This is a genomic window from Streptomyces sp. NPDC007157 (assembly GCF_040634235.1).
In the GTDB taxonomy this organism is placed as follows: domain Bacteria; phylum Actinomycetota; class Actinomycetes; order Streptomycetales; family Streptomycetaceae; genus Streptomyces.
In genome coordinates, this window is the sequence record NZ_JBEYFE010000006.1 from 66,575 (window position 1) to 90,751 (window position 24,177).

At 73.1% G+C, this 24,177-nt stretch carries 20 protein-coding genes and 1 riboswitch; of the genes, 16 read left to right on the forward strand and 4 right to left on the reverse strand.

From position 1 onward, the window contains the following. Window positions 1-50: 50 nt before the first annotated feature. A complete protein-coding gene (locus tag ABZ642_RS12745) occupies window positions 51-785 on the reverse strand; it encodes a class II aldolase/adducin family protein (RefSeq protein ID WP_360481537.1) in 735 nt (244 codons plus the stop codon). Window positions 786-981: 196 nt separating this feature from the next. Between ABZ642_RS12745 and ABZ642_RS12750 the strand changes: the two genes are divergently transcribed. The 10 genes from ABZ642_RS12750 (at window position 982) to cobI (ending at window position 14,673) form a co-directional block, all read left to right on the forward strand. Then, window positions 982-1,758: a lysozyme gene (locus tag ABZ642_RS12750; protein ID WP_360481540.1), complete on the forward strand. Its 777-nt coding sequence runs from the start codon at window positions 982-984 to the stop codon at window positions 1,756-1,758. A gap of 174 nt (window positions 1,759-1,932) precedes the next feature. After that, on the forward strand, window positions 1,933-3,180 hold the full coding sequence (locus tag ABZ642_RS12755; RefSeq protein WP_360481543.1) for an inorganic phosphate transporter: 1,248 nt from the start codon (window positions 1,933-1,935) through the stop codon (window positions 3,178-3,180). Window positions 3,181-3,199: 19 nt separating this feature from the next. Next, window positions 3,200-3,427, forward strand: coding sequence for a hypothetical protein (locus tag ABZ642_RS12760; protein ID WP_360481546.1), 228 nt, complete (start codon window positions 3,200-3,202; stop codon window positions 3,425-3,427). A gap of 138 nt (window positions 3,428-3,565) precedes the next feature. Next, a riboswitch (cobalamin riboswitch) is annotated at window positions 3,566-3,708 on the forward strand. 99 nt (window positions 3,709-3,807) lie between these two features. Next, window positions 3,808-4,791, forward strand: coding sequence for a cobalamin biosynthesis protein (locus ABZ642_RS12765; protein ID WP_360481548.1), 984 nt, complete (start codon window positions 3,808-3,810; stop codon window positions 4,789-4,791). Continuing rightward, window positions 4,788-6,299 carry a cobyric acid synthase gene (locus ABZ642_RS12770; protein ID WP_360481551.1) on the forward strand — a complete coding sequence of 504 codons (1,512 nt, stop codon included), beginning with the start codon at window positions 4,788-4,790 and terminating at the stop codon, window positions 6,297-6,299. Before ABZ642_RS12765 ends, ABZ642_RS12770 begins: the two co-directional genes overlap by 4 nt. Next, the gene (cobN, locus tag ABZ642_RS12775) at window positions 6,296-9,949 is read left to right on the forward strand and encodes a cobaltochelatase subunit CobN (RefSeq protein WP_360481554.1); all 3,654 of its coding nucleotides are present in this window, start codon (window positions 6,296-6,298) and stop codon (window positions 9,947-9,949) included. Before ABZ642_RS12770 ends, cobN begins: the two co-directional genes overlap by 4 nt. After that, a complete protein-coding gene (locus tag ABZ642_RS12780) occupies window positions 9,946-11,940 on the forward strand; it encodes a putative cobaltochelatase (RefSeq protein ID WP_360481557.1) in 1,995 nt (664 codons plus the stop codon). Before cobN ends, ABZ642_RS12780 begins: the two co-directional genes overlap by 4 nt. Then, complete coding sequence (gene cobO, locus ABZ642_RS12785; RefSeq protein WP_360481560.1) at window positions 11,940-12,539, forward strand: cob(I)yrinic acid a,c-diamide adenosyltransferase; 600 nt, start codon at window positions 11,940-11,942, stop codon at window positions 12,537-12,539. The genes ABZ642_RS12780 and cobO overlap by 1 nt, the downstream gene beginning before the upstream one ends. Further along, entirely contained in the window at window positions 12,536-13,945 is a 1,410-nt protein-coding gene (locus ABZ642_RS12790; protein WP_360481563.1) for a cobyrinate a,c-diamide synthase, read from the forward strand. Before cobO ends, ABZ642_RS12790 begins: the two co-directional genes overlap by 4 nt. Continuing rightward, window positions 13,942-14,673: a precorrin-2 C(20)-methyltransferase gene (gene cobI, locus ABZ642_RS12795; RefSeq protein WP_360481566.1), complete on the forward strand. Its 732-nt coding sequence runs from the start codon at window positions 13,942-13,944 to the stop codon at window positions 14,671-14,673. Before ABZ642_RS12790 ends, cobI begins: the two co-directional genes overlap by 4 nt. A gap of 5 nt (window positions 14,674-14,678) precedes the next feature. On the opposite strand, the gene ABZ642_RS12800 is transcribed toward cobI, so the two are convergent. Continuing rightward, a complete protein-coding gene (locus tag ABZ642_RS12800) occupies window positions 14,679-15,407 on the reverse strand; it encodes a ZIP family metal transporter (RefSeq protein ID WP_360481569.1) in 729 nt (242 codons plus the stop codon). 84 nt (window positions 15,408-15,491) lie between these two features. Here ABZ642_RS12800 and cobM point away from each other — a divergent pair, with 84 nt between their 5' ends. The 6 genes from cobM to cobC are packed head-to-tail and all read left to right on the forward strand — an operon-like array spanning window position 15,492 to window position 21,860. After that, on the forward strand, window positions 15,492-16,352 hold the full coding sequence (cobM, locus tag ABZ642_RS12805; protein ID WP_360481572.1) for a precorrin-4 C(11)-methyltransferase: 861 nt from the start codon (window positions 15,492-15,494) through the stop codon (window positions 16,350-16,352). Beyond that, window positions 16,349-17,581: a precorrin-6y C5,15-methyltransferase (decarboxylating) subunit CbiE gene (gene cbiE, locus ABZ642_RS12810; RefSeq protein ID WP_360481575.1), complete on the forward strand. Its 1,233-nt coding sequence runs from the start codon at window positions 16,349-16,351 to the stop codon at window positions 17,579-17,581. Before cobM ends, cbiE begins: the two co-directional genes overlap by 4 nt. Further along, window positions 17,578-19,281, forward strand: coding sequence for a precorrin-3B C(17)-methyltransferase (gene cobJ, locus ABZ642_RS12815; protein WP_360481577.1), 1,704 nt, complete (start codon window positions 17,578-17,580; stop codon window positions 19,279-19,281). Before cbiE ends, cobJ begins: the two co-directional genes overlap by 4 nt. After that, window positions 19,278-19,862: a precorrin-8X methylmutase gene (locus ABZ642_RS12820; protein ID WP_360481580.1), complete on the forward strand. Its 585-nt coding sequence runs from the start codon at window positions 19,278-19,280 to the stop codon at window positions 19,860-19,862. The genes cobJ and ABZ642_RS12820 overlap by 4 nt, the downstream gene beginning before the upstream one ends. After that, a complete protein-coding gene (locus ABZ642_RS12825; RefSeq protein WP_360481583.1) occupies window positions 19,859-20,785 on the forward strand; it encodes a sirohydrochlorin chelatase in 927 nt (308 codons plus the stop codon). The genes ABZ642_RS12820 and ABZ642_RS12825 overlap by 4 nt, the downstream gene beginning before the upstream one ends. Beyond that, complete coding sequence (gene cobC, locus ABZ642_RS12830; RefSeq protein ID WP_360481586.1) at window positions 20,775-21,860, forward strand: Rv2231c family pyridoxal phosphate-dependent protein CobC; 1,086 nt, start codon at window positions 20,775-20,777, stop codon at window positions 21,858-21,860. The genes ABZ642_RS12825 and cobC overlap by 11 nt, the downstream gene beginning before the upstream one ends. 102 nt (window positions 21,861-21,962) lie before the next feature. On the opposite strand, the gene ABZ642_RS12835 is transcribed toward cobC, so the two are convergent. Beyond that, on the reverse strand, window positions 21,963-22,868 hold the full coding sequence (locus tag ABZ642_RS12835) for an SCO1860 family LAETG-anchored protein (RefSeq protein WP_360481589.1): 906 nt from the start codon (window positions 22,866-22,868) through the stop codon (window positions 21,963-21,965). 142 nt (window positions 22,869-23,010) lie between these two features. Further along, on the reverse strand, window positions 23,011-24,102 hold the full coding sequence (locus tag ABZ642_RS12840; RefSeq protein ID WP_360481592.1) for an amidohydrolase family protein: 1,092 nt from the start codon (window positions 24,100-24,102) through the stop codon (window positions 23,011-23,013). Window positions 24,103-24,177: the final 75 nt, after the last annotated feature.

Below are 24,177 nucleotides of genomic sequence, written 5' to 3' on the forward strand. Positions count from 1 at the left end.
CTGACGCGAGGAACCCACGGGCGGGACGCGGAAGACCGGCCCGTCGGTGGCTACCCGTTCTGGTGGCCGTAGCCCCGTAGGCGCTCTGCCGCCTCTGCCATCTCTTGCGGTGAGAGCAGGCTCGGGGTCAGACCGGGGACGGCGGACGCCGTGAGCCACAGGCGGCACATCCACTCCAGTTGGGCCGTGCGGTCGTAGGCCTGGGTCAGGGTGGTGCCGTAGGTGATCGTGCCGTGGTTCTGGAGGAGACAGCCGGAGCGTTCGGTCAAGGCGCGGAGCATGTTCTCGGCCAACTCGTCGGTGCCGTAGGTCGCATACGGGGCAACCCGGACGGCGCCGCCGAGCGCGGCGGACATGTAGTGGATCGCCGGAAGCTCCGGGACGAGCGTCGAGACGGCCGTCGCGTGCACGGCGTGGGTGTGCACCACGGCACCGGCGTCCGTGCTGCCGTAGATCGCGAGATGCATCGGCAGCTCGCTGGTCGGGACCAGGGTGCCCAGCACCTGGCGGCCGGAGAGGTCGACGCCCGTCACGTCGTCGAGGGTGAGCCGGTCGTACGGCACGCCCGACGGCGTGACCAGCACGGTGTCGCCGACACGGGCCGAGACGTTGCCGGAGGTGCCGACGACCAGTCCGTCGGTCACCGTGCGGCGGGCGGTGGCGAGGAGTTCGCGCCAGGCGCTCGCCTCCTCCGCCCGCACATCCCGCCTGCGCGGCTCCGACACACCCTGTGCGCCGCTGCGCCCATCCCGTCCGTCACGCTCGCCCCGCCACTGCTCAGCCATGGCCCGATCCTGTCAGGCGGCGCCCCAACCGGCTTGTACGGCGGGGCACTTTAGGCCGGACGTCCCGAATCCAGTAGAGCGCAAATCCGCACAAAGAGCCCCATTTCAAGGCTTGGCCGAAGATCGCCGAAGATACGCCGATCTTCCAATAATCTCTGGACGATTTTTCGTACACGTCGCCATTCCGGGGGGAAACATGGCCCGTGACCGCTCCGCGTCGCACCACCACCGCCACCGCCACCGCCATCCCGCCCGCGCCCTCGCGGCGTCCGTGGCCGCTCTCGCCCTCGCTGGGGCCGCGACCGCGTTCGCCGGGACGCCGGCGTCCGCGGCGAGCCCACCGAAGGGGCACGACGTCTCCTCGCACCAGAAGAACGTCGACTGGTCGGGGGCCAAGGCGAAGGGCGCCAGGTTCGTCTACGTCAAGGCAACCGAGTCCACCACCTACCGCAACCCGTACTTCGGCCAGCAGTACAACGGTTCACGCAAGGCCGGAATCATGCGGGGCGCCTACCACTTCGCCCTGCCGGACAAGTCGTCGGGCGCTCAGCAGGCCGCGTACTTCGTGAGCCACGGCGGCACCTGGACCGCGGACGGCTGGACACTGCCGCCGGCGCTCGATGTCGAGTACAACCCGTACGACAAGAAGCACAGGTGCTACGGGCTGAGCCACTCCAGGATGGTCGAGTGGATCAAGTCCTTCAGTGACGAACTGAAGCGGGAGACCGGTCGGCGGCCGGTGATCTACACGACCACCCACTGGTGGAACCTCTGCACCGGCGGCAGCGGCGCCTTCGCCGCGAACCACGCCCTGTGGATCGCCCGCCACGGCTCGGCGGACGCGGGCGCGCTGCCGGCCGGGTGGTCGCGGTGGACCTTCTGGCAGTACGACAACAGCGGCAGCCTGCCGGGTGACCAGAATCTCTTCAACGGGTCGGCGAGCCGGCTGAAGGCGTTCGCCGAGGGCTACTGACCAACGGACGACTGAGCCGCCGGACCGCATACGGGACGGCGGCTTCGCCCGTTCCCGCGCGCGGATACCTCGAAGTCGATCTCAGACACCACAGAGACCATCCCAGTTCACCTTCCGTTCATCCAGGTTGCCTACGGTCCAACGGCCGATGACCTCTAAAGATTGTCTGGGTAAATGGAAAACTTCTCGCTGATCCTCGCGATTGTGGTGGTGACCGCACTCGCGTTTGATTTCACGAACGGTTTCCACGACACCGCCAACGCGATGGCCACGACCATCTCGACCGGCGCACTCAAGCCCAAGATCGCGGTGACCATGTCGGCCGCGCTCAACCTGGTGGGCGCCTTCCTCTCCGTGGAGGTCGCCAACACGATCTCCAAGGGCCTCGTCGACGAGAACGGCATCCGCCCCGAGGTCATCTTCGCCGCCCTGGTCGGCGCGATCCTCTGGAACCTGGTGACCTGGCTGGTGGGTCTGCCCTCCAGTTCCTCGCACGCCCTGATGGGCGGTCTGATCGGCGCCACCGTCGCCTCCGCCGGCCTCGGCGCGGTCCACGGCGACGTGCTGGTCACCAAGGTCCTGCTCCCGGCGGTCGCCGCCCCCGTCGTCGCGGGCCTCGCGGCGATGCTCGCCACCCGCCTGTCGTACACGATCGGCAAGAACGCCGACGACAACGCCACCCGCAAGGGCTTCCGCGCCGGTCAGATCGCCTCCGCCGGCCTGGTCTCCCTCGCGCACGGCACCAACGACGCGCAGAAGACGATGGGCATCATCACCCTCGCGCTGATCGCGGGCGGCTCCATCGCCCCCGGCTCGAACCCTCCCACCTGGGTCATCCTCTCCGCCGGCCTCGCCATCGCCCTCGGCACCTACATCGGCGGCTGGCGGATCATCCGCACCATGGGCAAGGGCCTGACCGACCTCCAGCCGCAGCAGGGCTTCGCCGCCCAGACCAGCGCGGCCACCGCCATCCTGGCCTCCTCCCACCTCGGCTTCTCCCTCTCCACCACACACGTCGTCTCCGGTTCCGTGATGGGCGCGGGCCTGGGCCGCAAGGGCGGCACGGTCCGCTGGTCCACCGCGACCCGCATGATGGTCGCCTGGGTGCTCACCCTCCCCGCGGCCGCGGTGGTCGGCGCGCTCGCCGAGTCCGTGACGGACCTCGGCGACTGGGGCACGGCGGTCGTCGCCGTCTTCCTCGTCGCCTCCAGCGCCACGATCTGGAAGCTCTCCCGCCGCGAGGTCGTGGACAGCGCCAACGTCAACGACGGCACGGAGCCGGCCGGTGTGGTGACCGCGGCGATGGCCGCCGTGTCCCCGCCGCCCGCGGGCACGGTGACCGACGACCTCACCGCCACGATCCCGTCCCCCGCCCCGTCACCCGCGCCGGCCGCCGCCACCGACCCGGCCGCGACCGTCTGACCCCCGAGGAAGAACCGACATGAACATCGACTGGGCAGCCATCGGCTCCGTCTTCGGCGTCAGCCTCGTGGTCACCGTGGGCATGGTGGCCCTCTTCACCCTCGGCATCAAGGGCCTCTCCGCCCGCGAACGCGCCATGGCCCAGGGCAATTCCGCGGCCCTGGCCGTGACCGCCGCCTACCTGTGCTTCGCCGCCTGCGCGGCCGCGGTGGCCTACGGCATCCACCTGATCGTGGCCAAGGCCTGACCCAGACCTGAACAGAGCCGAGGAAGGCTCCTCTCCGACTCGCTCGGGAGGAGCCTTCGGCATGTCCCACCAGCCCCGCAGGACCACCGGTGTGGGCCTTCCCACACACTCCCCTCGCAGGTCAACGGCAAGTTGACTGGTCTTCCGGGGGCATGGTGGACTTCCGGAGCCAAGTACGGCGCCAAGAGAGGAAGCCGGTGTGAATCCGGCGCGGTCCCGCCACTGTCACCGGGGTAGCAATCCCCGGGAGCCAGGAACTCTCACCGCCGGTCTCGTCGAACCAGGGCGTGGACACCCTGAGTGAGGACATATCTCCATGCGCGGCTGCCGTTCGAGGTTGAGTACCAGGCCCGTTCCCGCCCCCGCGGCGGGCTGAGCCGATGGGTGCCGGTCGCGTCTTCGCGTACGGCGCCGCCGCCGGCCTTCTCGGCGATCTGCTGCTCGGCGATCCGCGCCGCGGGCATCCGGTCGCCGCGTTCGGACGGGCGGCCGGTGCCGTCGAACGAGCGCTGTGGCGGGACCACCGCGGGTGGGGCGCGCTGCACACCGCCGTCTGCGCCGGCGGCGCCGTGACTCTGGGTGCCCTGGCCCAGCGGGTCGTACGACCGTCCACCGCCGCTTCCGTCGCGCTCACCGCGACCGCCACCTGGGCCGTCGTCGGGGGCACCTCACTCGCCCGCGAGGCCGGCGTCATCGGGCGCGCCCTCAGGACGGGGGACGTCGAGGCCGCCCGGGCCCGGCTGCCGCATCTGTGCGGACGGGATCCGCAGGCCCTGGACGCCGACGGGATCGCCCGGGCCGTCGTGGAGTCCGTCGCCGAGAACACGAGCGACGCGGTCGTGGGTGCGCTGGTGTGGGGGGCCGTGGGCGGGGTGCCGGGGCTGCTCGGGTTCCGGGCCGTCAACACCCTGGACGCCATGGTGGGTCACAAGTCGGCCCGGTACCGGCGGTACGGGTGGGCCTCGGCGCGGCTGGACGACGTGGCGGGGTGGCCGGGGGCACGGCTCACCGCCGTGCTGGCCGCCGTCGCCGGAGACGACGCCAAGGGGGCCGTGCGGGCCTGGCGGTCCGACGCGGCGAAGCACCCGAGCCCCAACGCCGGGCCGGTGGAGGCGTCGTTCGCGGGGGCGCTCGGGGTACGGCTCGGCGGGACGTTGTCCTACGGCGGGCGGGTCGAGCATCGGCCGGTGCTGAACGGGAAGGGGCGTGCGGTGGAAGTCGCGGACATCGAGCGGGCGGTGCGGTTGTCACGGCGGGTGGGGTGGCTGGCGTTCGGGGCCGGCGCGGCCGGGGCCCTGGTGCGGGAGGCGCTTGCACGGCGCCCGGCACAGCGCTCCGCACAGCGGTCGGGACGGGCGTCGTGAACGGCGGCGGCCTCCTCGTGGCCGGTACCACCTCCGACGCCGGCAAGAGTGTCGTCACCGCCGGTATCTGCCGGTGGCTGGTACGGCAGGGCGTCAAGGTCGCGCCGTTCAAGGCGCAGAACATGTCCCTCAACTCCTTCGTCACGCGCGAGGGCGCCGAGATCGGGCGGGCGCAGGCCATGCAGGCGCAGGCCTGCCGCATCGAGCCGACCGCGCTGATGAACCCCGTGCTGCTCAAGCCGGGCGGCGAGCAGAGCAGCCAGGTAGTGCTGCTCGGCAAGCCGGTCGGTGAGCTGAGTGCGCGCGGCTACCACGGCGGGCGGCAGCAGAAGCTGCTCGGGACCGTGCTCGACTGTCTCGCCGAGTTGCGGGGCACGTATGACGCGGTGATCTGTGAGGGGGCGGGCAGTCCGGCGGAGATCAACCTGCGCCGGACCGACATCGTGAACATGGGGATCGCGCGCAACGCGCGGATCCCGGTGCTCGTCGTCGGTGACATCGACCGCGGGGGCGTGTTCGCCTCCTTCTTCGGCACCGTCGCCCTGCTCTCGCCGGAGGACCAGGCCCTCGTCGCCGGGTTCCTCGTCAACAAGTTCCGGGGCGACGTCTCCCTGCTGGAGCCCGGCCTCGACATGCTGCACGGCCTCACCGGGCGGCACACCTACGGCGTGCTCCCCTTCCGGCACGGGCTCGGGATCGACGAGGAGGACGGGCTGAGGGTCTCGCTGCGCGGGACCGTCCGGGAGTCGAACACGGCCCCGCCCGTCGGTGCGGACGTCCTGCGGGTCGCCGTCTGTGCCATCCCCCTGATGTCCAACTTCACGGACGTGGACGCGCTGGCCGCCGAACCGGGTGTCGTGGTGCGGTTCGTGGACCGCCCGGAGGAGCTCGCCGACGCCGATCTCGTCGTGGTCCCGGGCACCCGGGGCACGGTCCGGGCCCTGGAGTGGCTGCGGGAGCGGGGACTCGCGGAGGCGCTGAAGCGCAGGGCCGCCGAGGGGCGGCCGGTGCTCGGCATCTGCGGTGGCTTCCAGATCCTCGGGGAGCACATCGAGGACGAGGTCGAGAGCAGGCGCGGACAGGTGGCCGGTCTGGGTGTCCTGCCCGTCCGGGTGCGGTTCGCCCGGGAGAAGACCCTCACCCGGCCCGTCGGCGAGGCCCTCGGCGAGCGCGTCGAGGGGTACGAGATCCATCACGGGGTCGCCGAGGTCACCGGCGGGGACCAATTCCTGGACGGCTGCCGGGTCGGGCCGACCTGGGGCACCCACTGGCACGGCTCCCTGGAGTCGGACGGCTTCCGCCGGGCCTTTCTGCGCGAAGTGGCGGCCGCCGCGGGCCGCCGGTTCGTGCCGGCCCCCGACACCTCGTTCGCCGCGCTGCGCGAGGAGCAGCTCGACCGGCTCGGCGACCTGATCGAACACCACGCGGACACCGACGCGCTCTGGCGGCTCATCGAGTCGGGCGCGCCACAAGGACTGCCTTTCATCCCACCGGGAGCGCCCGCATGAGCACTGTGTTGTTGTTGTCGACCGCCGACACCGATCTGCTGGCGGCCCGGGCCGCCTCCGGTGCCGGCTACCGGATCGGCAATCCGACGCGCGTCGACGTCACGGAGGAGCTGCCCGCGCTGATCGAGGGCGCGGACATCGCCGTCGTACGGCTGCTCGGCGGCAAGCGGGCCTGGGAGGACGGGCTCGCCGCGCTCCGGGCGTCCGGGGTGCCGACCGTGCTGCTCGGCGGCGAGGCCGTGCCGGACGCCGAGTTGATGGCCGAGTCGTCGGTGCCGGCCGGCGTGGTCGCGGAGGCGCTGCGCTATCTCGTCGAGGGCGGGCCCGCGAACCTGCTGGAGCTGTCCCGGTTCCTGTCCGACACCGTGCTGCTGACCGGCGAGGGGTTCGCCGAGCCGCAGAAGATGCCCGAGTTCGGGGTGCACGGCTCGTACGAGATCCGGGCCGGCCGTCCCACGGTCGGGGTGCTCTTCTACCGGGCCCATGAACTCAGCGGCAACACCGCCTTCGTGGACACCCTGTGCGAGGCGATCGAGGCGCGCGGCGCCAACGCCCTTCCGGTGTACTGCGGTTCGCTGCGCGGGGCGGACGCCGGGCTGTACGAGATCCTCGCCGGGGCCGACGCGCTGGTCGCCACCGTGCTGGCGGCCGGCGGCACCCACGCCTCGCAGGCCTCGGCCGGCGGTGACGAGGAGGCCTGGGACATCGGGGCGCTCGCCGATCTGGACGTCCCGGTGCTGCAGGGCCTCTGCCTGACCTCCTCCCGGCAGGCCTGGGGCGAGTCCGATGCCGCCCTCTCCCCCATGGACGCGGCGATGCAGGTCGCCATCCCGGAGTTCGACGGCCGTCTGATCACGGTCCCGTTCTCCTTCAAGGAGCAGGGCCCGGACGACGTCCCGGTGTACGTCGCCGACCCCGAGCGGGCCGGACGGGTCGCCGGGATCGCCCTGCGGCACGCGCGGTTGAAGCACAAGCCGAACGCGGACAAGAAGCTCGCGCTGGTCTTCACCGCCTATCCAACCAAGCACTCGCGGGTCGGCAACGCGGTCGGGCTCGACACCCCTGCCTCGGCGGTACGCGTGCTGGACGCGCTGCGGGATGCCGGTTACGGGGTCGAGGGACACCCCGACAACGGGGACGAGTTGATCCACCGGCTCATCAACGCCGGTGGCCACGACGTCGAATGGCTCACCGAGGAGCAGCTGGCCGCCGCGCCCGCGCGGGTGCCGCTCGCCGACTACCGGGCGTGGTTCGACCAGCTGGACCCGGACCTCAGGGGAGGCATGCTGGAGGCGTGGGGCGAGCCGCCGGGCAGCCTGTACGTGGACGGCGACGACATCGTCCTCGCCTCCCTCCAGTTCGGGAACGTCGTCGTGATGATCCAGCCGCCGCGCGGCTTCGGCGAGAACCCGATCGCGATCTACCACGACCCGGACATGCCGCCGTCGCACCACTACATGGCCGCCTACCGGTGGCTCGAGAACTCTTTCGGCGCGGACGCGGTCGTGCACATGGGCAAACACGGCACGATGGAGTGGCTGCCCGGCAAGGGGCTCGGGCTGAGCGCGGGCTGCGCACCGGACGCGGTCCTCGGCGAGCTGCCTCTGATCTACCCGTTCATCGTCAACGACCCCGGCGAGGGCACCCAGGCCAAGCGGCGCGGGCACGCCACCGTGGTCGACCATCTGGTCCCGCCGATGGCCCGTGCCGACACCTACGGCGACCTCGCCAAGCTGGAGCAGCTGCTCGACGAGTACGCACTGGTCTCCGACCTGGACCCGACGAAGGCACCGGCCGTGCGGGCCCAGATCTGGACGCTGGTCAAGGCGGCCGAACTCCACCACGACCTGCATGTGGACGACCAGCCGGACGACGCCGACTTCGACGAGTTCGTCATGCACATCGACGGCTATCTGTGCGAGATCAAGGACGTGCAGATCCGCGACGGCCTGCACATCCTCGGCGGCGGCCCGGTCGGCGAGGCGCGCGTGAACCTGGTGCTGGCCGTGTTGCGGGCCTCCCAGGTGTGGGGCGGCCAGGCCAACGCGCTGCCGGGGCTCAGGGCCTCGCTGGCCGCTCACTTCGGTCTGGTCGAGAAGGAGTTGCTCGCCGAGCCCGGTGCGCCCGTGAAGGTGCCGGTCGAGCTGTCCGATCTCGTCGAGGGTCCGTCCCGCACGGCCGCCGACGCCATCGACCTGCTGGAGCAGCTGTGCCGACGGATCGCGGAAGGGATGGAGGAGCGCGACTGGGCGGTCACGGGCAGCCGCTCCCTCATCCGTGACGTCCTCGGCGCCGAACTCCCCGACGCCGTCGCCGTGCTGGAGTTCGCCTGCGCCGAGGTCGTACCCCGGCTGGCCCGCACCACGGACGAGATCGACCACATCCTCAAGGCACTCGACGGCGGTTACGTCCCGGCGGGACCGTCCGGCTCCCCCACCCGCGGGCTGGTCAACGTCCTGCCGACCGGCCGCAACTTCTACTCCGTCGACCCCAAGGCCATTCCCTCCCGGCTGAGCTGGGAGGTCGGCCAGTCCCTCGCCGACTCGCTGGTGCAGCGGTACCTCCAGGACACCGGCGAGTACCCGAAGTCCGTCGGGCTGACGGTGTGGGGCACCTCCGCGATGCGCACCCAGGGCGACGACATCGCCGAGATCCTGGCACTGCTGGGCTGCCGTCCGGTCTGGGACGAGGCGTCTCGGCGCGTGACCGGCTTCGAGGTGGTCCCGCTGGACGAGCTGGGCCGGCCGCGCATCGACGTCACGGTCCGGATCTCCGGCTTCTTCCGGGACGCGTTCCCGCACGTGGTCGGACTGATCGACGACGCCGTGCGCCGGGTCGCCGAGCTGGCCGAACCGGCCGACTTGAACTACGTGCGCGCCCACGCCGACGAGGACACCGCCGAGCACGGCGACCGGCGGCGCGCCACCGCCCGTATCTTCGGCTCCAAGCCGGGCGCGTACGGCGCGGGCCTGCTGCCGCTGATCGACGCCCGCAACTGGCGCTCCGACGCCGACCTCGCCGAGGTGTACGCCGTCTGGGGCGGCTACGCCTACGGCCGCGGACTCGACGGACGGGCGGCGCGCGGGGACATGGAGACCGCGTTCAGGCGGATCGCGGTCGCCGCGAAGAACGTGGACACGCGCGAGCACGACCTGGTCGACGCCGACGACTACTTCCAGTACCACGGCGGGATGGTGGCGATGGTGCGCCATCTGACCGGCACCAACCCCGAGGCGTACGTGGGTGATTCGGCCACCCCCGACCAGGTGAAGACCCGCACCCTCGGCGAGGAGACCCACCGCGTCTTCCGGGCCCGGGTGGTCAACCCGCGCTGGATGGCGGCGATGCGCCGGCACGGCTACAAGGGCGCCTTCGAGATGGCGGCGACCGTCGACTACCTCTTCGGCTACGACGCCACGGCGGGCGTGGTCGACGACTGGATGTACGAGAAACTCAGCGCGGAGTACGTCTTCGACCCGGAGAACCGGGACTTCATGAAGAAGTCCAACCCGTGGGCGCTGCGCGGCATCACCGAACGGCTCCTGGAGGCCGCCGACCGGGGCCTGTGGGCCGAGCCGGACGCGGACACCCTGGAGCGGCTGCGTGCCACCTACCTGGAGCTCGAAGGCGACCTGGAGGGCGACCAGTGACCACCCCCTTCCCCTTTACGGCCGTCGTCGGCCAGGACGACCTGCGGCTGGCGCTGCTGCTGAACGCCGTGTCGCCGGCGGTCGGCGGCGTGCTGGTGCGCGGCGAGAAGGGCACCGCCAAGTCCACGGCGGTACGCGCCCTTTCGGTGCTGCTGCCGACCGTGGACGTCGTCGCCGGCTGCCGCTTCTCCTGCGACCCGGACGCCCCGGATCCGGCCTGCCCGGACGGGCCGCACAACCCGCCCGGCGCCTTCGAGTCGCGCCCGGCGCGCATGGTCGAACTGCCGGTCGGCGCCTCCGAGGACCGGCTGGTCGGCGCCCTCGACATCGAACGGGCCCTGGCGGAGGGCGTGAAGGCCTTCGAGCCGGGCCTGCTGGCCGACGCGCACCGGGGCATCCTCTACGTGGACGAGGTCAACCTCCTCCACGACCACCTGGTCGACCTGCTGCTGGACGCGGCCGCGATGGGCGCCTCCTACGTGGAGCGCGAGGGCGTCTCGGTACGGCACGCGGCGAAGTTCCTGCTCGTCGGCACCATGAACCCCGAAGAGGGCGAACTGCGGCCGCAGTTGCTGGACCGGTTCGGGCTGACCGTGGAGGTGGCCGCCTCGCGCGAGCCCGACCAGCGGGTGGAGGTGGTCCGCCGGCGGCTCGCCTACGACGACGATCCGGACGGTTTCGGGGCCCGTTGGGCCGGCGAGGAGGCCGCCGTACGGCAACGGATCGTGGCGGCGCGGGCGTTGCTGCCGTCGGTCCGGCTGGGCGACGGGGCGCTGCGGCAGATAGCGGCGACCTGCGCGGCCTTCGAGGTCGACGGTATGCGCGCCGACATCGTGATGGCGCGGACGGCGACCGCGCTGGCCGCGTGGGCCGGGCGGACCGAGGTGCTGGCGGAGGACGTCCGGCAGGCCGCGCTGCTCGCGCTGCCGCACCGCAGGCGCCGCAACCCCTTTGACGCGCCGGGCCTCGACGAGGACAAGCTGGACCAGACGCTGGAGGAGTTCTCCGGCGAGTCCGAGGACGACGATCCCGATCCGGACGGTCCCGGCGGGGGCGGCGGGCAGCCGGCGCCCGACGACGGTGACCCGCAGGGCGGCGACACGGGCGCGCGGCCCGAGGCCGGGGAGGACGGCGAGCCGCAGGCCGCCGGCGGCTCGGGCGAGCAGGCGCCGACGCGGGCCGCCGAGCCCTTCCGCACCAAGGTGCTGACCGTGCCGGGGATCGGTACGGGCGCCGCGGGCCGGCGGTCCCGGGCGCGCACCGAGCACGGGCGTACGACGGGTGCGCGGCGGCCCCGGGGCGCCCTGACCAAGCTGCACCTGGCGGCGACCGTGCAGGCCGCCGCCCCGCATCAGCGGGCGCGCGGGCGGTCCGGTCCTGGCCTGGTGGTCCGGCGGGACGATCTGCGGCAGGCGACCCGGGAGGGGCGCGAGGGCAACCTCGTGCTGTTCCTGGTCGACGCGTCCGGGTCGATGGCGGCCCGGCAGCGGATGAGCGCCGTGAAGGGGGCCGTGCTGTCGCTGCTGCTCGACGCCTATCAGCGGCGGGACAAGGTGGGGCTGGTGACCTTCCGGGGCTCGGCCGCCGATGTCGCGCTGCCGCCGACCTCGTCCGTGGACGCGGCGGCGGCCCGGCTGGAGGCGCTGCCGACCGGAGGGCGTACGCCCCTCGCCGCCGGGCTGCTCAAGGCGCACGACGTGCTGCGGGTGGAGCGGTTGCGGGACCCCGCGCGGCGGGCCCTCGTCGTCGTGGTGACCGACGGACGGGCCACCGGCGGCCCGGAGCCGGTCGCGCTCGCCGGGCGGGCGGCCCGGCTGTTCGCGGCCGACGGGGTCGCCTCGGTGGTCGTGGACTGCGAGTCGGGACCGGTACGGCTGGGACTCGCCGGGCAGTTGGCCGGTGAACTGGGTGGTACGGCGGTGACGCTCGACGAGTTGCGGGCGGACTCCATCGCCGGGCTGGTGAAGGACGTGCAGAGGAGGGCCGCGTAATGCCGCAGGGACAGCCGAGTGTCGTACCGGACGACGGACTGACGACTCGTCAGCGTCGTAATCGGCCTCTTGTCGTCGTGCACACGGGCGTCGGCAAGGGCAAGTCCACCGCCGCGTTCGGGCTCGCGCTGCGCGCCTGGAACCAGGGGTGGCCGATCGGGGTGTTCCAGTTCGTCAAGTCGGCGAAGTGGAAGGTCGGCGAGGAGCGCGCGCTGCGGGTCCTCGGGGACTCCGGGGAGGGCGGGACCGTCGCCTGGCACAAGATGGGCGAGGGCTGGTCCTGGGTGCAGCGGGACGCGCAGATGGACAACGAGGAGAAGGCCCGGGAGGGCTGGGAGCAGGTCAAGCGGGACCTGGCGGCCGAGACGTACCAGCTCTACGTGCTCGACGAGTTCGCGTACCCCATGCACTGGGGTTGGGTGGACACCGACGAGGTCGTCGAGGTGCTGCGGAACCGGCCCGGGAACCAGCATGTCGTGATCACCGGGCGGAACGCGCCCGAGAAGCTGGTGGACCTCGCCGACCTCGTCACCGACATGTCCAAGGTCAAGCACCCGATGGACGTGGGACAGAAGGGGCAGAGGGGCATCGAGTGGTGACGTCTTCCATCCCACGGCTGGTCATCGCCGCGCCCTCCTCGGGCAGCGGCAAGACCACCGTTGCCACGGGGTTGATGGCCGCGTTCGCCGCGCGGGGGCTCGCCGTGTCCCCGCACAAGGTCGGACCGGACTACATCGATCCCGGGTACCACGCGCTCGCGACCGGGCGGGTGGGGCGGAACCTCGACGCGTATCTGTGCGGTCCTGAGCTGATCGGGCCGCTGTTCGCGCATGGTGCGCGCGGCTGTGACATCGCCGTGGTCGAGGGTGTGATGGGGCTGTACGACGGGGCCGCCGGGGAAGGTGAACTGGCGTCCACCGCTCATGTCGCGAAGCTGCTGCGGGCGCCGGTGGTGCTGGTCGTGGACGCGTCGTCGCAGTCGCGGTCGGTGGCCGCGCTGGTGCACGGGTTCGCGTCCTGGGATCCGGAGGTGCGGGTCGGGGGCGTGATCCTGAACAAGGTGGCGTCGGACCGGCACGAGGAGCTGCTGCGGGAGGCGCTGGATTCCTCCGGGGTACCGGTGTTCGGGGTGCTGCGGCGGGTGGCCCAGGTGGACACGCCGTCGCGGCACCTGGGGCTGGTGCCGGTCGCCGAGCGGCGGGGCGCGGCGGTGGACGCGGTGGCGGCGATGGCCGCGCAGGTCTCCGACGGGTGTGACCTGGAGGGGCTGCTGGGGCTGGCCCGGGGGGCCGGTGCGGTGCCGGGTGCGGCGTGGGACCCGGGGGCTGCCGCCCCCGAACCCCCGCTTCGCCCTGAACGGCTCCGCCCGCAGACGCCGGACGGGCCGGGTGGCGGGGGTACGCGGCCTGTGGTCGCCGTCGCCTCCGGGGCCGCCTTCACCTTCTCCTATGCCGAGCACACCGAGCTGCTCGCCGCCGCCGGGGCCGACGTCGTGCCGTTCGATCCATTGCGGGACGAGCAACTGCCGGACGGGACACGGGGGTTGGTCGTCGGCGGGGGTTTCCCCGAGGTGTACGCCGCCGAGCTGTCCGCCAACGAGCCGCTGCGCAAGGCGGTCGGTGCCCTCGCGCACAGCGGTGCTCCGGTGGCCGCCGAGTGTGCCGGGCTGCTCTATCTGTGCCGGGAGCTGGACGGGCTGGCGATGTGCGGTGTGCTGGATGTCCGGGCGCGGATGACCGAGCGGCTGACTCTCGGCTACCGGGACGCGGTCGCCGTGAGCGACAGTGTGCTGGCCGTCGCCGGGACCCGGCTGCGGGGGCACGAGTTCCACCGGACCGCGGTCGAGCCGGGGGCCGGTGCGGCGCCCGCGTGGGGGGTACGTACCCCCCGGCCGCGGGTCGAGGGTTTTGTACAGCAGGGTGTGCACGCGAGTTATCTGCACACGCACTGGGCGTCCGAGCCCGGTGTGGCCCGAAGGTTCGTGGAGAGGTGCCGGACGTCATGAGCAGCAGGCTGATCGGAGTCGGGGTGGGTCCGGGGGACCCTGAGCTGGTGACCGTGAAGGGCGTCAACGCCCTGCGTGCCGCCGAGGTGGTCGTCGTACCCGTCATGGACACAGGTGAGCGGGGCCGTGCCGAGGCCACCGTGCTGCACTACGTCGGCGCGGAGAAGGTCGTCCGGGTCGTGTTCGCGCTGAACGAGCGCAGTGACCGGGGGCGGCGCGAGGCCGCCTGGGACGCGGCGGGCACCAAGGTCGCCGAGTTGCTGCGGGAACGCGGGTCCGTCGCCTTCGCCACCATCGGGGATCCGAACGTCTACTCGACCTTCACCTATCTCGCGCAGACCATCGCCGGGCTGGTTCCGGACGTGGTCGTGGAGACCGTGCCCGGCATCACCGCCATGCAGGACCTCGCCGCCCGTTCCGGTGCCGTGCTCACCGAGGGGACCGAGCCGCTGACGCTGGTGCCGGTGACGGCGGGTGCCGAGGTGCTGAAGGACGCGCTGAGCGGGCCGGGAACGGTCGTGGCGTACAAGTTCGGGCGGCAGGCCGGCGCGGTCGCCGAGGCGCTGCGGGAGAGCGGGCGGATCGAGGACGCCGTGTGGGGGTCGGCGCTGGGGCTTGACGAGGAGTCCATCCGGCCCGCCGCCGACCTCGACGGTTCCCCGCTGCCGTATCTCTCCACGCTCATCGCGCCGCCGCGCCGGGACGGCGGCAGAGGCGGGAAACTGTGAGCGCCTCAGCCCGAGATGCCCACCACCAGCCAGATGAAGGCGGCACCGGCCACCGTGCACAGCAGGGTGGAGCGGGCCGGGTGTTCGTGGTGGGCCTCGGGGAGGATCTCGGCGGCGGCCAGATACAGCAGGACACCGCCGAAGAGGCCGAGATAGCCGCCGAGCACGGTCTCGGGGATGGTGAGGAAGACGGTCGACAGGGCGCCGAGGACGGGTGCGCAGGCGTCGGCGATCAGCATGCCTATCGCCCGGCGGCGCGCGTTGCCGTAGAGGCTCGTGATGGTGAACGTGTTGAAGCCGTCCGCGAAGTCGTGCGCGATCACGGCCAGCGCGACCGCCGTGCCCATGCCGCCGCCCACCTGGAAGGCCGCGCCGATCGCCACGCCGTCCATCGCGCTGTGCCCGACCATCGCGCCGGCCGCCGTCAGCCCCACCTCGGGCGCCCGGTGACCGTGTTCGTCGCCGCCGTGCGCGGCCTGGCGCAGGGCCAGTGTGCGTTCCACCAGATGGGCCAGCAGGAAACCGGCCACGAAGAGCAGCAGGGCGGCCGGTACGCCGAAGATCTCCCGGCCGGCCGCGCGCAGCGCCTCCGGCAGCAGGTCGAGGCCGACCACCCCGAGCATCAGGCCGCCGGCCAGGCCCAGGACCAGATGGCGACGGTCGGTCACGCGCTGTGCCGTCCAGCCGCCGGCCAGCGTCATCAGGAACGCGCCGAGCGCGACGAAGACCGCCATGTGCCCTTGCTATCCGATCGACCCGCCCCAGCGCACATCCAGCAGCACCCGTAACACCGTTTGTCCAGAGAGGACCGATTTTCCATGGCCGATGCCGCTGCCTCCGCCGCTGCCGTCGCCGCTGTCTCCGGCGACGCTCCCACCGGCAAGGTGACCTTCGTCGGTGCCGGCCCCGGCGCCGCCGATCTGCTGACGTTCCGGGCCGCGCGCGCGATCGCCGACGCCGACGTGGTGATCTGGGCCGCGAGCCTGGTCCAGGCGGAGGTCCTCCAGCACGCGCGCGAGGACGCCGAGATCCTCGACTCGGCCACGATGTCGTTGGAGGACGTCGTCGCCGTCTACGAGCGGGCGCGGGCGGAGGGGCTGCGGGTCGCCCGGATCCACTCCGGCGATCCGGCCCTGTGGGGCGGTACCCAGGAACAGGTCGACCGGTGTGCCGGCATCGGCGTCGAGGTCGAGATCGTGCCGGGTGTGTCCTCCTTCTCGGCCGTCGCCGCGCTCGCCCAGCGCGAGCTGACCATTCCCGAGGTGGCCCAGTCCGTCGTCCTGACCCGGCTCGGCGGCGGCAAGACGCCGATGCCGCCGGGCGAGGAGGTACGGGAGTTCGCCCGGCACGGCACCACCATGGCGATCTTCCTCTCCGCCGCGCGCAGCGGGCAGCTGGTGCGGGAGCTGCTGGAGGGCGGCTATCCGACGTCGACGCCGGTGGTCGTCGCCTACCAGGCGACCTGGCCGGAGGAGCTGATCGTGAAGTGCACGATCGAGACGCTGGAGGAGACGGTCAAGGAGCACAAGCTCTGGAAGCACACCCTGTTCCTGGTCGGCCCCGCCCTGGACGCCCACGGGACCCGCTCGCACCTCTACCACCCCGGCCATTTCCACGGCTTCCGCAAGGCCGACCCGCAGGCCCGGCGGGCCCTGCGGGAGCGGGGGGCGAGTACGTGATCACGGTCTTCGGTACCGGGACGGGGACACCGCTCCCGCCGGACGCGCTGGCCGGGGCCGAGCTGGTGGTCGGCGGGCGGCGGCACCTGGACGCGGTCCGGCTGCCGGAGGGGGCCGAGCGGATCGTCCTCGGGCCGCTGGCACCCGCGCTCGACGCCGTCGCGGAGTACGTCGGCAAGGACCGGTCCGTGGCCGTGCTGGCCTCGGGCGACCCCGGGTTCTTCGGGATCGTGCGGGCGCTGGCCGAGCGGTTCGGGCCGGAGCGGCTGGAGGTGCGGGCCGGGGTGTCGTCCGTCGCCGCCGCGTTCGCGCGGGTCGGGCTGCCCTGGGACGACGCGGTGGTGGTGAGCGCGCACGGGCGGGAGCCGCGTACGGCGTTCCATGTGTGCCGGGCGCATCCGAAGGTGGCGGTGCTGACCGGGCCGGGGGCCGGTCCGGCGGAGCTGGGGGCCGCGGTGCCGGCGGACCGGCTGCTGGTCGTGGCGAGGGCGCTCGGTGACCCCGAGCGGGAGCGGGTGGAGCGGGTCACGCCCGCCGAGGCCGCCGGCCGGGACTGGGGAGCGGACGTCAGCGTGGTGCTGTGCCTGGACCCGGCGCGGTCGCTCGGGGCGGTGCGTACCGTCGCCGGGGTGCCCGCCGGGCCCGCCCGATGGGCCCTGGACGAGCGGGAGTTCGCGCACCGGGACTCGATGATCACCAAGTTCGAGGTACGGGCCCTGGCGCTGGCCCGGCTCGGGCCGCGGATCGGCGACCTGGTCTGGGACGTCGGCGCGGGTTCCGGGTCGGTGGCGGTGGAGTGCGCGCGGCTCGGGGCCGCCGCCGTCGCCGTGGAGAAGGCCGCGGACGGGGTCGAGCGGATCGCCGCCAACGCGCGGGCGCACGGCGTGTACGTGGACGTGGTGCACGGTACGGCGCCCGAGGTCCTGGCCGGACTCCCCGATCCCGACGCCGTGTTCGTCGGCGGCGGCGGTCGTGAGCTGCCCGCCGTGGTCGGCGCCTGCGCACTGCGGGCCCGGCGGTCGGTGGTGGTGGCGCTGGCCGCTCTGGACCGGGTGCCGGCTGCGCGCGAGGCGCTGACCGGTGCCGGGTTCTCCTGCGACGGGGTGCTGCTGCAGTCCTCGCGTCTCGCGCCGCTGCCCGGGGATGTCACCCGGCTGGCGGCGGCCAATCCCGTGTTCTTGTTGTGGGGGCATCGAATCCCCCTTTCCGAAGAAGGAGTTGCTCAGTGATCGGCCTCATTTCCGCCACCGCGGCGGGGGCGGCGGCACGCGACCGGCTGGCCGCGGCGTGGCCGGACCGCACGCGGGTGTACGACGGTCCGGTCGGGGACGCCGTGCGCTCCGCGTTCGCGGAGTGCGGGCAACTGGTGTGTTTCCTGGCCACGGGTGCGGTGGTCCGGCTGATCGCCCCGCTGCTGGGCGAGAAGACGGCCGACCCGGGTGTGGTGTGCGTCGACGAGGGCGGGCGGTTCGCCGTGTCCCTGGTCGGCGGGCACGCGGGCGGCGCGAACGAACTCGCCCGGGAGGTGGCCGAGGTACTGGCCGCGCGACCGGTGGTGACCACCGCGACGGACTCCGTCGGACTGCCCGGCCTCGACACCCTGGGCTTCCCGGTCGAGGGCTCGGTGGCGACCGTGTCACGGGCCCTGCTGGACGGTGAACCAGTGGCCCTGCGCGCCGAGTTGACGTGGCCGCTGCCGCCGCTGCCGCTGGCCGCGGAGGGCGCGTACACGGTCCGGCTGACCGACCGCGCGGTCGAACCCGCCGAGCGCGAGGTGCTGTTGCGCCCGCCGTCCCTCGTGGTGGGCGTCGGCGCCTCCAAGGGCGCTCCGGTCGACGAGGTTCTCACCCTGATCGAGGGGGCCCTGCGGGACGCGGGACTCTCCCCTCGAAGCGTCACCGAACTCGCCACCGTCGACGCCAAGGCCGAGGAGCCCGGCGTCGTCGAGGCGGCCGCACGGCTCGGGGTCCCCCTGGTGACGTACACCGCCGAGGAGTTGGCCGCGGTAGCGGTGCCCAACCCCTCCGACGCGCCCCTGGCCGCCGTCGGCACCCCGTCCGTCGCGGAGGCCGCGGCCCTGGTGCGCGGCGGCGAACTCCTCGTCCCCAAGCGGAAGTCGGCCCCTGAGGACGGCCGGCCCGCCATGGCGACCTGTGCCGTCGTACGACGACTCGCGCGCGGCCGGCTCGCGGTCGTCGGGCTCGGACCCGGCGCCCGTGACCTGCTCACCCCGCGCGCCAAGGCCGAACTCCGGCGCGCCTCCGTGCTCGTCGGGCTCGACCAGTACGTCGACCAGATCCGCGACCTGCTGCGGCCCGGCACCCGCGTCCTGGAGTCGGGGCTCGGTGCCGAGGAGGAGCGGGCGCGGACCGCGGTCGCCGAGGCGCGTGCCGGGCATGCCGTGGCGCTGATCGGCAGCGGCGACGCCGGCGTGTACGCGATGGCCTCCCCCGCGCTCGCCGAGGCCTCCGACGACATCGACGTGATCGGTGTCCCGGGGGTCACCGCGGCACTCGCCGCCGGGGCGATCCTGGGCGCGCCGCTGGGCCACGACCATGTCTCCATCAGCCTGTCCGACCTGCACACGCCGTGGGAGGTCATCGAGCGCCGGGTGCGGGCCGCCGCCGAGGCGGACATCGTGGTGACCTTCTACAACCCGCGCTCCCGGGGCCGCGACTGGCAGCTGCCGAAGGCGCTCGCGATCCTCGCCGGGCACCGCGAGCCGACGACACCGGTCGGTGTCGTACGCAACGCCTCACGCCCCGACGAGTCGAGCCGGGTGACCACCCTGGGCGCACTGGACCCGGCGTGGGTCGACATGATGACCGTCGTGACCGTCGGCAACACCGCGACCCGGAACATCGCCGGGCGCATGGTCACCCCGCGTGGTTACCGCTGGCAGGAGAGCGCTCCGGAGGGGGCCGAGTGAACCGGGTCGTCCACCCCATCGAGGAGGAGTCCTTCCGGCGGCTGCGGGCCCGCCTGGACACCTCGCACTTCCCGCCGCTGACCCGCGCCGTGGTGGAGCGGGTCATCCACTCCGCCGCCGACCTGGCGTACGCGACCGACCTCGTGACCGACGAGGACGACCTGGTGAAGGCGCATGCCGCGCTGCACGCCGGGGCGCCGGTCGTCGTGGACGTGGAGATGGTCGCCGCCGGGATCACCCGCCGGGAGACGGTGTGCCGGCTGCGCGACGCCGGGTCCGTTGCCGGGCTCACCCGTTCGGCGCACGCGATCCGCCTCGCCTACGAGCAGGTGGGCCCCGGCGCGCTCTGGGTGATCGGCAACGCGCCGACCGCCCTGGAGGAGCTGCTGACGCTGGACGCCTCCCCCGCGCTCGTCATCGGTCTGCCCGTCGGTTTCGTCGGCGCCGTCGAATCCAAGGCCGCGTTGCGGGAGAGCGGGCTGCCCGCCGTCAGCAACGTGTCCGAGAAGGGCGGCTCGGCGGTCGCCGCCGCCGCGCTCAACGCCCTGCTCTACCACCCCATTTCCAAGGAGACGCTGTGACCACCCCGCCCGCCCTGCTCATCGCCGGCCATGGCACCCGGGACGAAGCCGGGGCCGAGGCGTTCCGTGACTTCGTACGGGAGCTGGGACGCCGCCACCCCGAACTGCCCGTCGCCGGCGGCTTCATCGAGCTGTCCCCGCCCCCGCTGGGCGAGGCGGTGACCGAACTGGTCGAGCGGGGGGTACGACGGTTCGCCGCCGTACCGCTGATGCTGGTCTCCGCCGGGCATGCCAAGGGCGACATCCCGGCCGCGCTGGCCCGGGAGAAGGAACGGCACCCGGGGATCTCCTACACGTACGGGCGTCCGCTGGGCCCGCACCCCTCGCTGCTGACCGTCCTGGAGCGGCGCCTGGACGAGGCACTGGGCGCCGACGCAGGGCGCGCCCCGATGGACCGGGCGGACGTCACCGTGCTGCTGGTCGGCCGGGGTTCCACGGACCCGGACGCCAACGCCGAGGTGCACAGGGCGGCGCGGCTGCTGTGGGAGGGGCGCGGCTACGCCGGTGTGGAGACGGCGTTCGTGTCGCTGGCCGCGCCGGACGTGCCGAGCGGACTCGACCGGTGTCTGAAACTGGGGGCGCAGCGGATCGTCGTACTCCCGTACTTCCTGTTCACCGGGATCCTGCCGGAGCGGGTGCGGCAGCAGACCGAGGGCTGGGCGGCCGCGCACCCCGAGGCCGAGGTGCGCTCGGCGGACGTCATCGGGCCCGAGCCGGAGCTGCTCGACCTGGTGATGGAGCGGTACCGGGAGGCGGCCGCCGGGGAGGTGCGGATGAACTGCGACTCGTGTGTGTACCGGATCGCGATGCCCGGTTTCGAGGACAAGGTGGGGCTGCCGCAGCAGCCGCACTTCCATCCCGACGACGACGGCCACGACCACGGGCACCACCATCACCACGGCGGACACGCGCATGCGCACTGACGACGGTTCCGGCGGTCCGGGAGGCCCGCACGATCTGCGGCACCACGGTGACGCCGAGGTCCGTGACGACGGTTCCACCCTGATCGACCTGGCGGTCAACGTACGGGCCGACACTCCCCCGGCCTGGCTGCGGGAGCGGATCGCCGGGTCGCTGGGCGGTCTCGCGGCCTATCCCGACGGGCGGGCGGCGCGGGCGGCGGTCGCGGCGCGGCACGGGCTGCCGGTGGAGCGGGTGCTGCTGACGGCGGGCGCGGCGGAGGCGTTCGTGCTGCTGGCGCGTGCGCTGAAGGTGCGCCGGCCGGTGGTGGTGCATCCGCAGTTCACCGAACCGGAGGCGGCGCTGCGGGACGCGGGGCACACCGTGGACCGGGTGCTGCTGCGGGAGGCGGACGGGTTCCGGCTCGATCCCGCGGCCGTGCCGGAGGACGCCGACCTGGTGCTGATCGGCAATCCGACCAACCCCACGTCGGTGCTGCATCCCGCCGAGGTGATCGCCCGGCTCGCCCGGCCCGGGCGGACGCTGGTGGTGGACGAGGCGTTCATGGACGCGGTGCCGGGTGAGCGGGAGGCGCTGGCCGGGCGGACCGACGTGCCGGGGCTGGTGGTGCTGCGGAGCCTGACGAAGACGTGGGGGCTGGCCGGGTTGCGGGTCGGCTACGTGCTGGCCGCGCCGGAGATCGTCGCGGAGCTGGCGCGGGCGCAGCCGTTGTGGCCGGTGTCGGCGCCGGCGTTGGTGGCGGCCGAGGCGTGTGTCGCCCCGCGGGCGCTGGCGGAGGCGGCACACGCGGCGCACCGGGCGGCGGCCGACCGGGCCCATCTGGTGGCGGGACTCGAGGAGTTCGCGCCGGAGGGGGTGCGGGTGGCGGGGCCCGCGGAGGGGCCGTTCGTGCTCGTCCGGATGGCCGGGGCGGCCGCGGTGCGGCGGCAGTTGCGGGTGTTGGGGTATGCGGTGCGGCGCGGGGACACGTTTCCGGGGCTGGACGAGGAGTGGGTGCGGGTCGCGGTGCGGGACCGGGGGACGGTGAACGGGTTCTTGCAGGCGCTTGATCAGGCGTTGATGTTGATACGCGGGTGATGGGAACCGCGCGCGGTGTGCGACGGCGGGTCGTGTGTGGCTGGTCGCGCCCGCGCGGCGGTAGCCGCAGATCGACTACCGCCCCGCGCCCCTTACGGGGCGCTATCGCCTGCGTCGGGCCACGGTCACCGCTCCTCCGCCCGCCAGAAGCAGTGCCAGCGCTCCTGCCACGACATAGGGCGTCGCCGAACTCCCGCCCGTCTCCGCCAGCTTGGTCTCCTTCGCCGGGGCGCCCTGGGGCTTGACGTCGGTCACCGGGTCGGCCGGGTCCGACGGGGCGGCCGGGTCCGGCGGTGTCTCGCAGGTCGCCTTCGCCAGGGTCAACGTTCCTTCCACGTCGGCCACGTTCAGCTTCAGCGGGTTCACGGAGACCTTGAGTTCCAGGGCGCTCGCCGCCGCCGTCGTCGACGTCGTCTCGCGCTTGGAGAGGTCGAGGCGGACCTCGCCGACGCCGGGGACCTTGACGTCGGTGGGGCCACCCGCGCTCAGCGTCACCCGCTTGCCGAGGACCGTGACGGCGCCGAGCACGTTCGCGGAGGCCACCGGCTGCTTGCCGGTCTCGCAGGTGGCCTTGGAGGTGACCGTGTCGAGTTCGACGAGGGACAGCAGGGGCAGGCCGGGCACGTGCAGCCGGGCGTGGGCGAGGTGGACCGAGCCCTCGGCCAGGCTGCCGGAGACCGTCGCCTTGGCCGAGGCGACATCGGCGCCCAGGACGCTGAACGGCTTGCCGCCGTCCACTCCGTCGAGCGTGGCGGTCAGCGCGGTGCGGTCGGCGCTCCGCGGTGCCTGGACCTCGTTCAGGGAGACCGCGAGCGGGACGTTCACGGTCTTGTTGAGGAGCGAGACGTCGAGGCCGGTGCGGAGGACGACCGCGCTCGCGCGACCCTGGTCGGTGGTGGCGTGCGCGGCGCCCGCGCCCGCCAGGGCCGCGGGACCGGCGACCAGGGCGGTGGCCGTCGCGACGGTCGCGAGACGGCGTGCGGGCATACGGAATGTGTCGCTGTTCAAGGTGGTGGGACCCCCAGAGGAAACTTGCTCGGGACCCGCCAAGAATTACGCACTAGGAGTGAACGGGCGGCAATCCAGCGTGACTTCACTCATTAGTGGACTTTCCGCGCATGTATTCGAGTCGCCAGGCACAGGCGTTCCTTTACTCGACGACCTGCCCGTTCAGCACCACCCGACGGGGGGACGCGAGGACGCGTACGTCCGCGCGCGGGTCGCTCTCGTACACCACCAGGTCCGCCGGTGCGCCCTCCTCCAGGCCGGGCCTGCCGAGCCAGCCGCGGGCCGCCCAGCTGGCCGCCGCGAGCGCGTCGACGGGCGGGATCCCGGCGGTGACCAGCTCGGCGACCTCGCCCGCGACCAGGCCGTGGGCGAGGGAGCCGCCCGCGTCGGTGCCGACGTAGACCGGGATGCCGGCGTCGTAGGCGGCCCGGACGGTGTCGTAGCGGCGCTCGTGGAGCCGGCGCATATGGGCCGACCAGCGCGGGAACCTGGCGTCGCCGCCGGCCGCGAGCCTCGGGAAGGTGGCGATGTTGACGAGGGTCGGGACGATCGCGACACCGCGCGCGGCGAAAAGGGGGATCAGCTCCTCCGTCAGGCCGGTCGCGTGCTCGACGCAGTCGATGCCGGCCTCGACCAGGTCCTGGAGCGAGTTCTCGGCGAAGCAGTGGGCGGTGACCCGGGCGCCGAGCCGGTGCGCCTCCGCGATCGCCGCCTCCACCGCGTCCCGCGGCCAGCTGGGGGCCAGGTCGCCGAGGTCGCGGTCGATCCAGTCGCCGACCAGCTTGACCCAGCCGTCACCGCGCCGGGCCTCCTGGGCGACGTACGCGACCAGGTCGTCCGGCTCGATCTCGTGGGCGAAGTTCCTGATGTAGCGGCGGGTGCGGGCGATGTGCCGGCCGGCCCGGATGATCTTCGGGAGGTCCTCGCGGTCGTCGACCCAGCGGGTGTCGGAGGGCGACCCGGCGTCCCGGATGAGGAGGGTGCCGGCCTCGCGGTCGGTGAGGGCCTGCTTCTCGGCGGTGGCCGCGTCGACCGGCCCGTCCGGGCCGAGCCCGACATGGCAGTGGGCGTCGACGAGACCGGGGAGCGTCCAGCCCTCGACGGTCCGGATGTCACGGACGCCGACGGGGCGGTCGTAGGAGACCCGGCCGTCCACCACCCACAGTTCGTCGCGGACGTCCTCGGGTCCCACAAGGACCCGGCCCTTCACGTGCAGCACCGCTCGATCGCTCATGCCACGCACGATAGTTCGTCGGGTGCGGGCGCGTCGTGGCCGGTCGCGCCCGCGCGGCGGTAGCCACATGTCGAC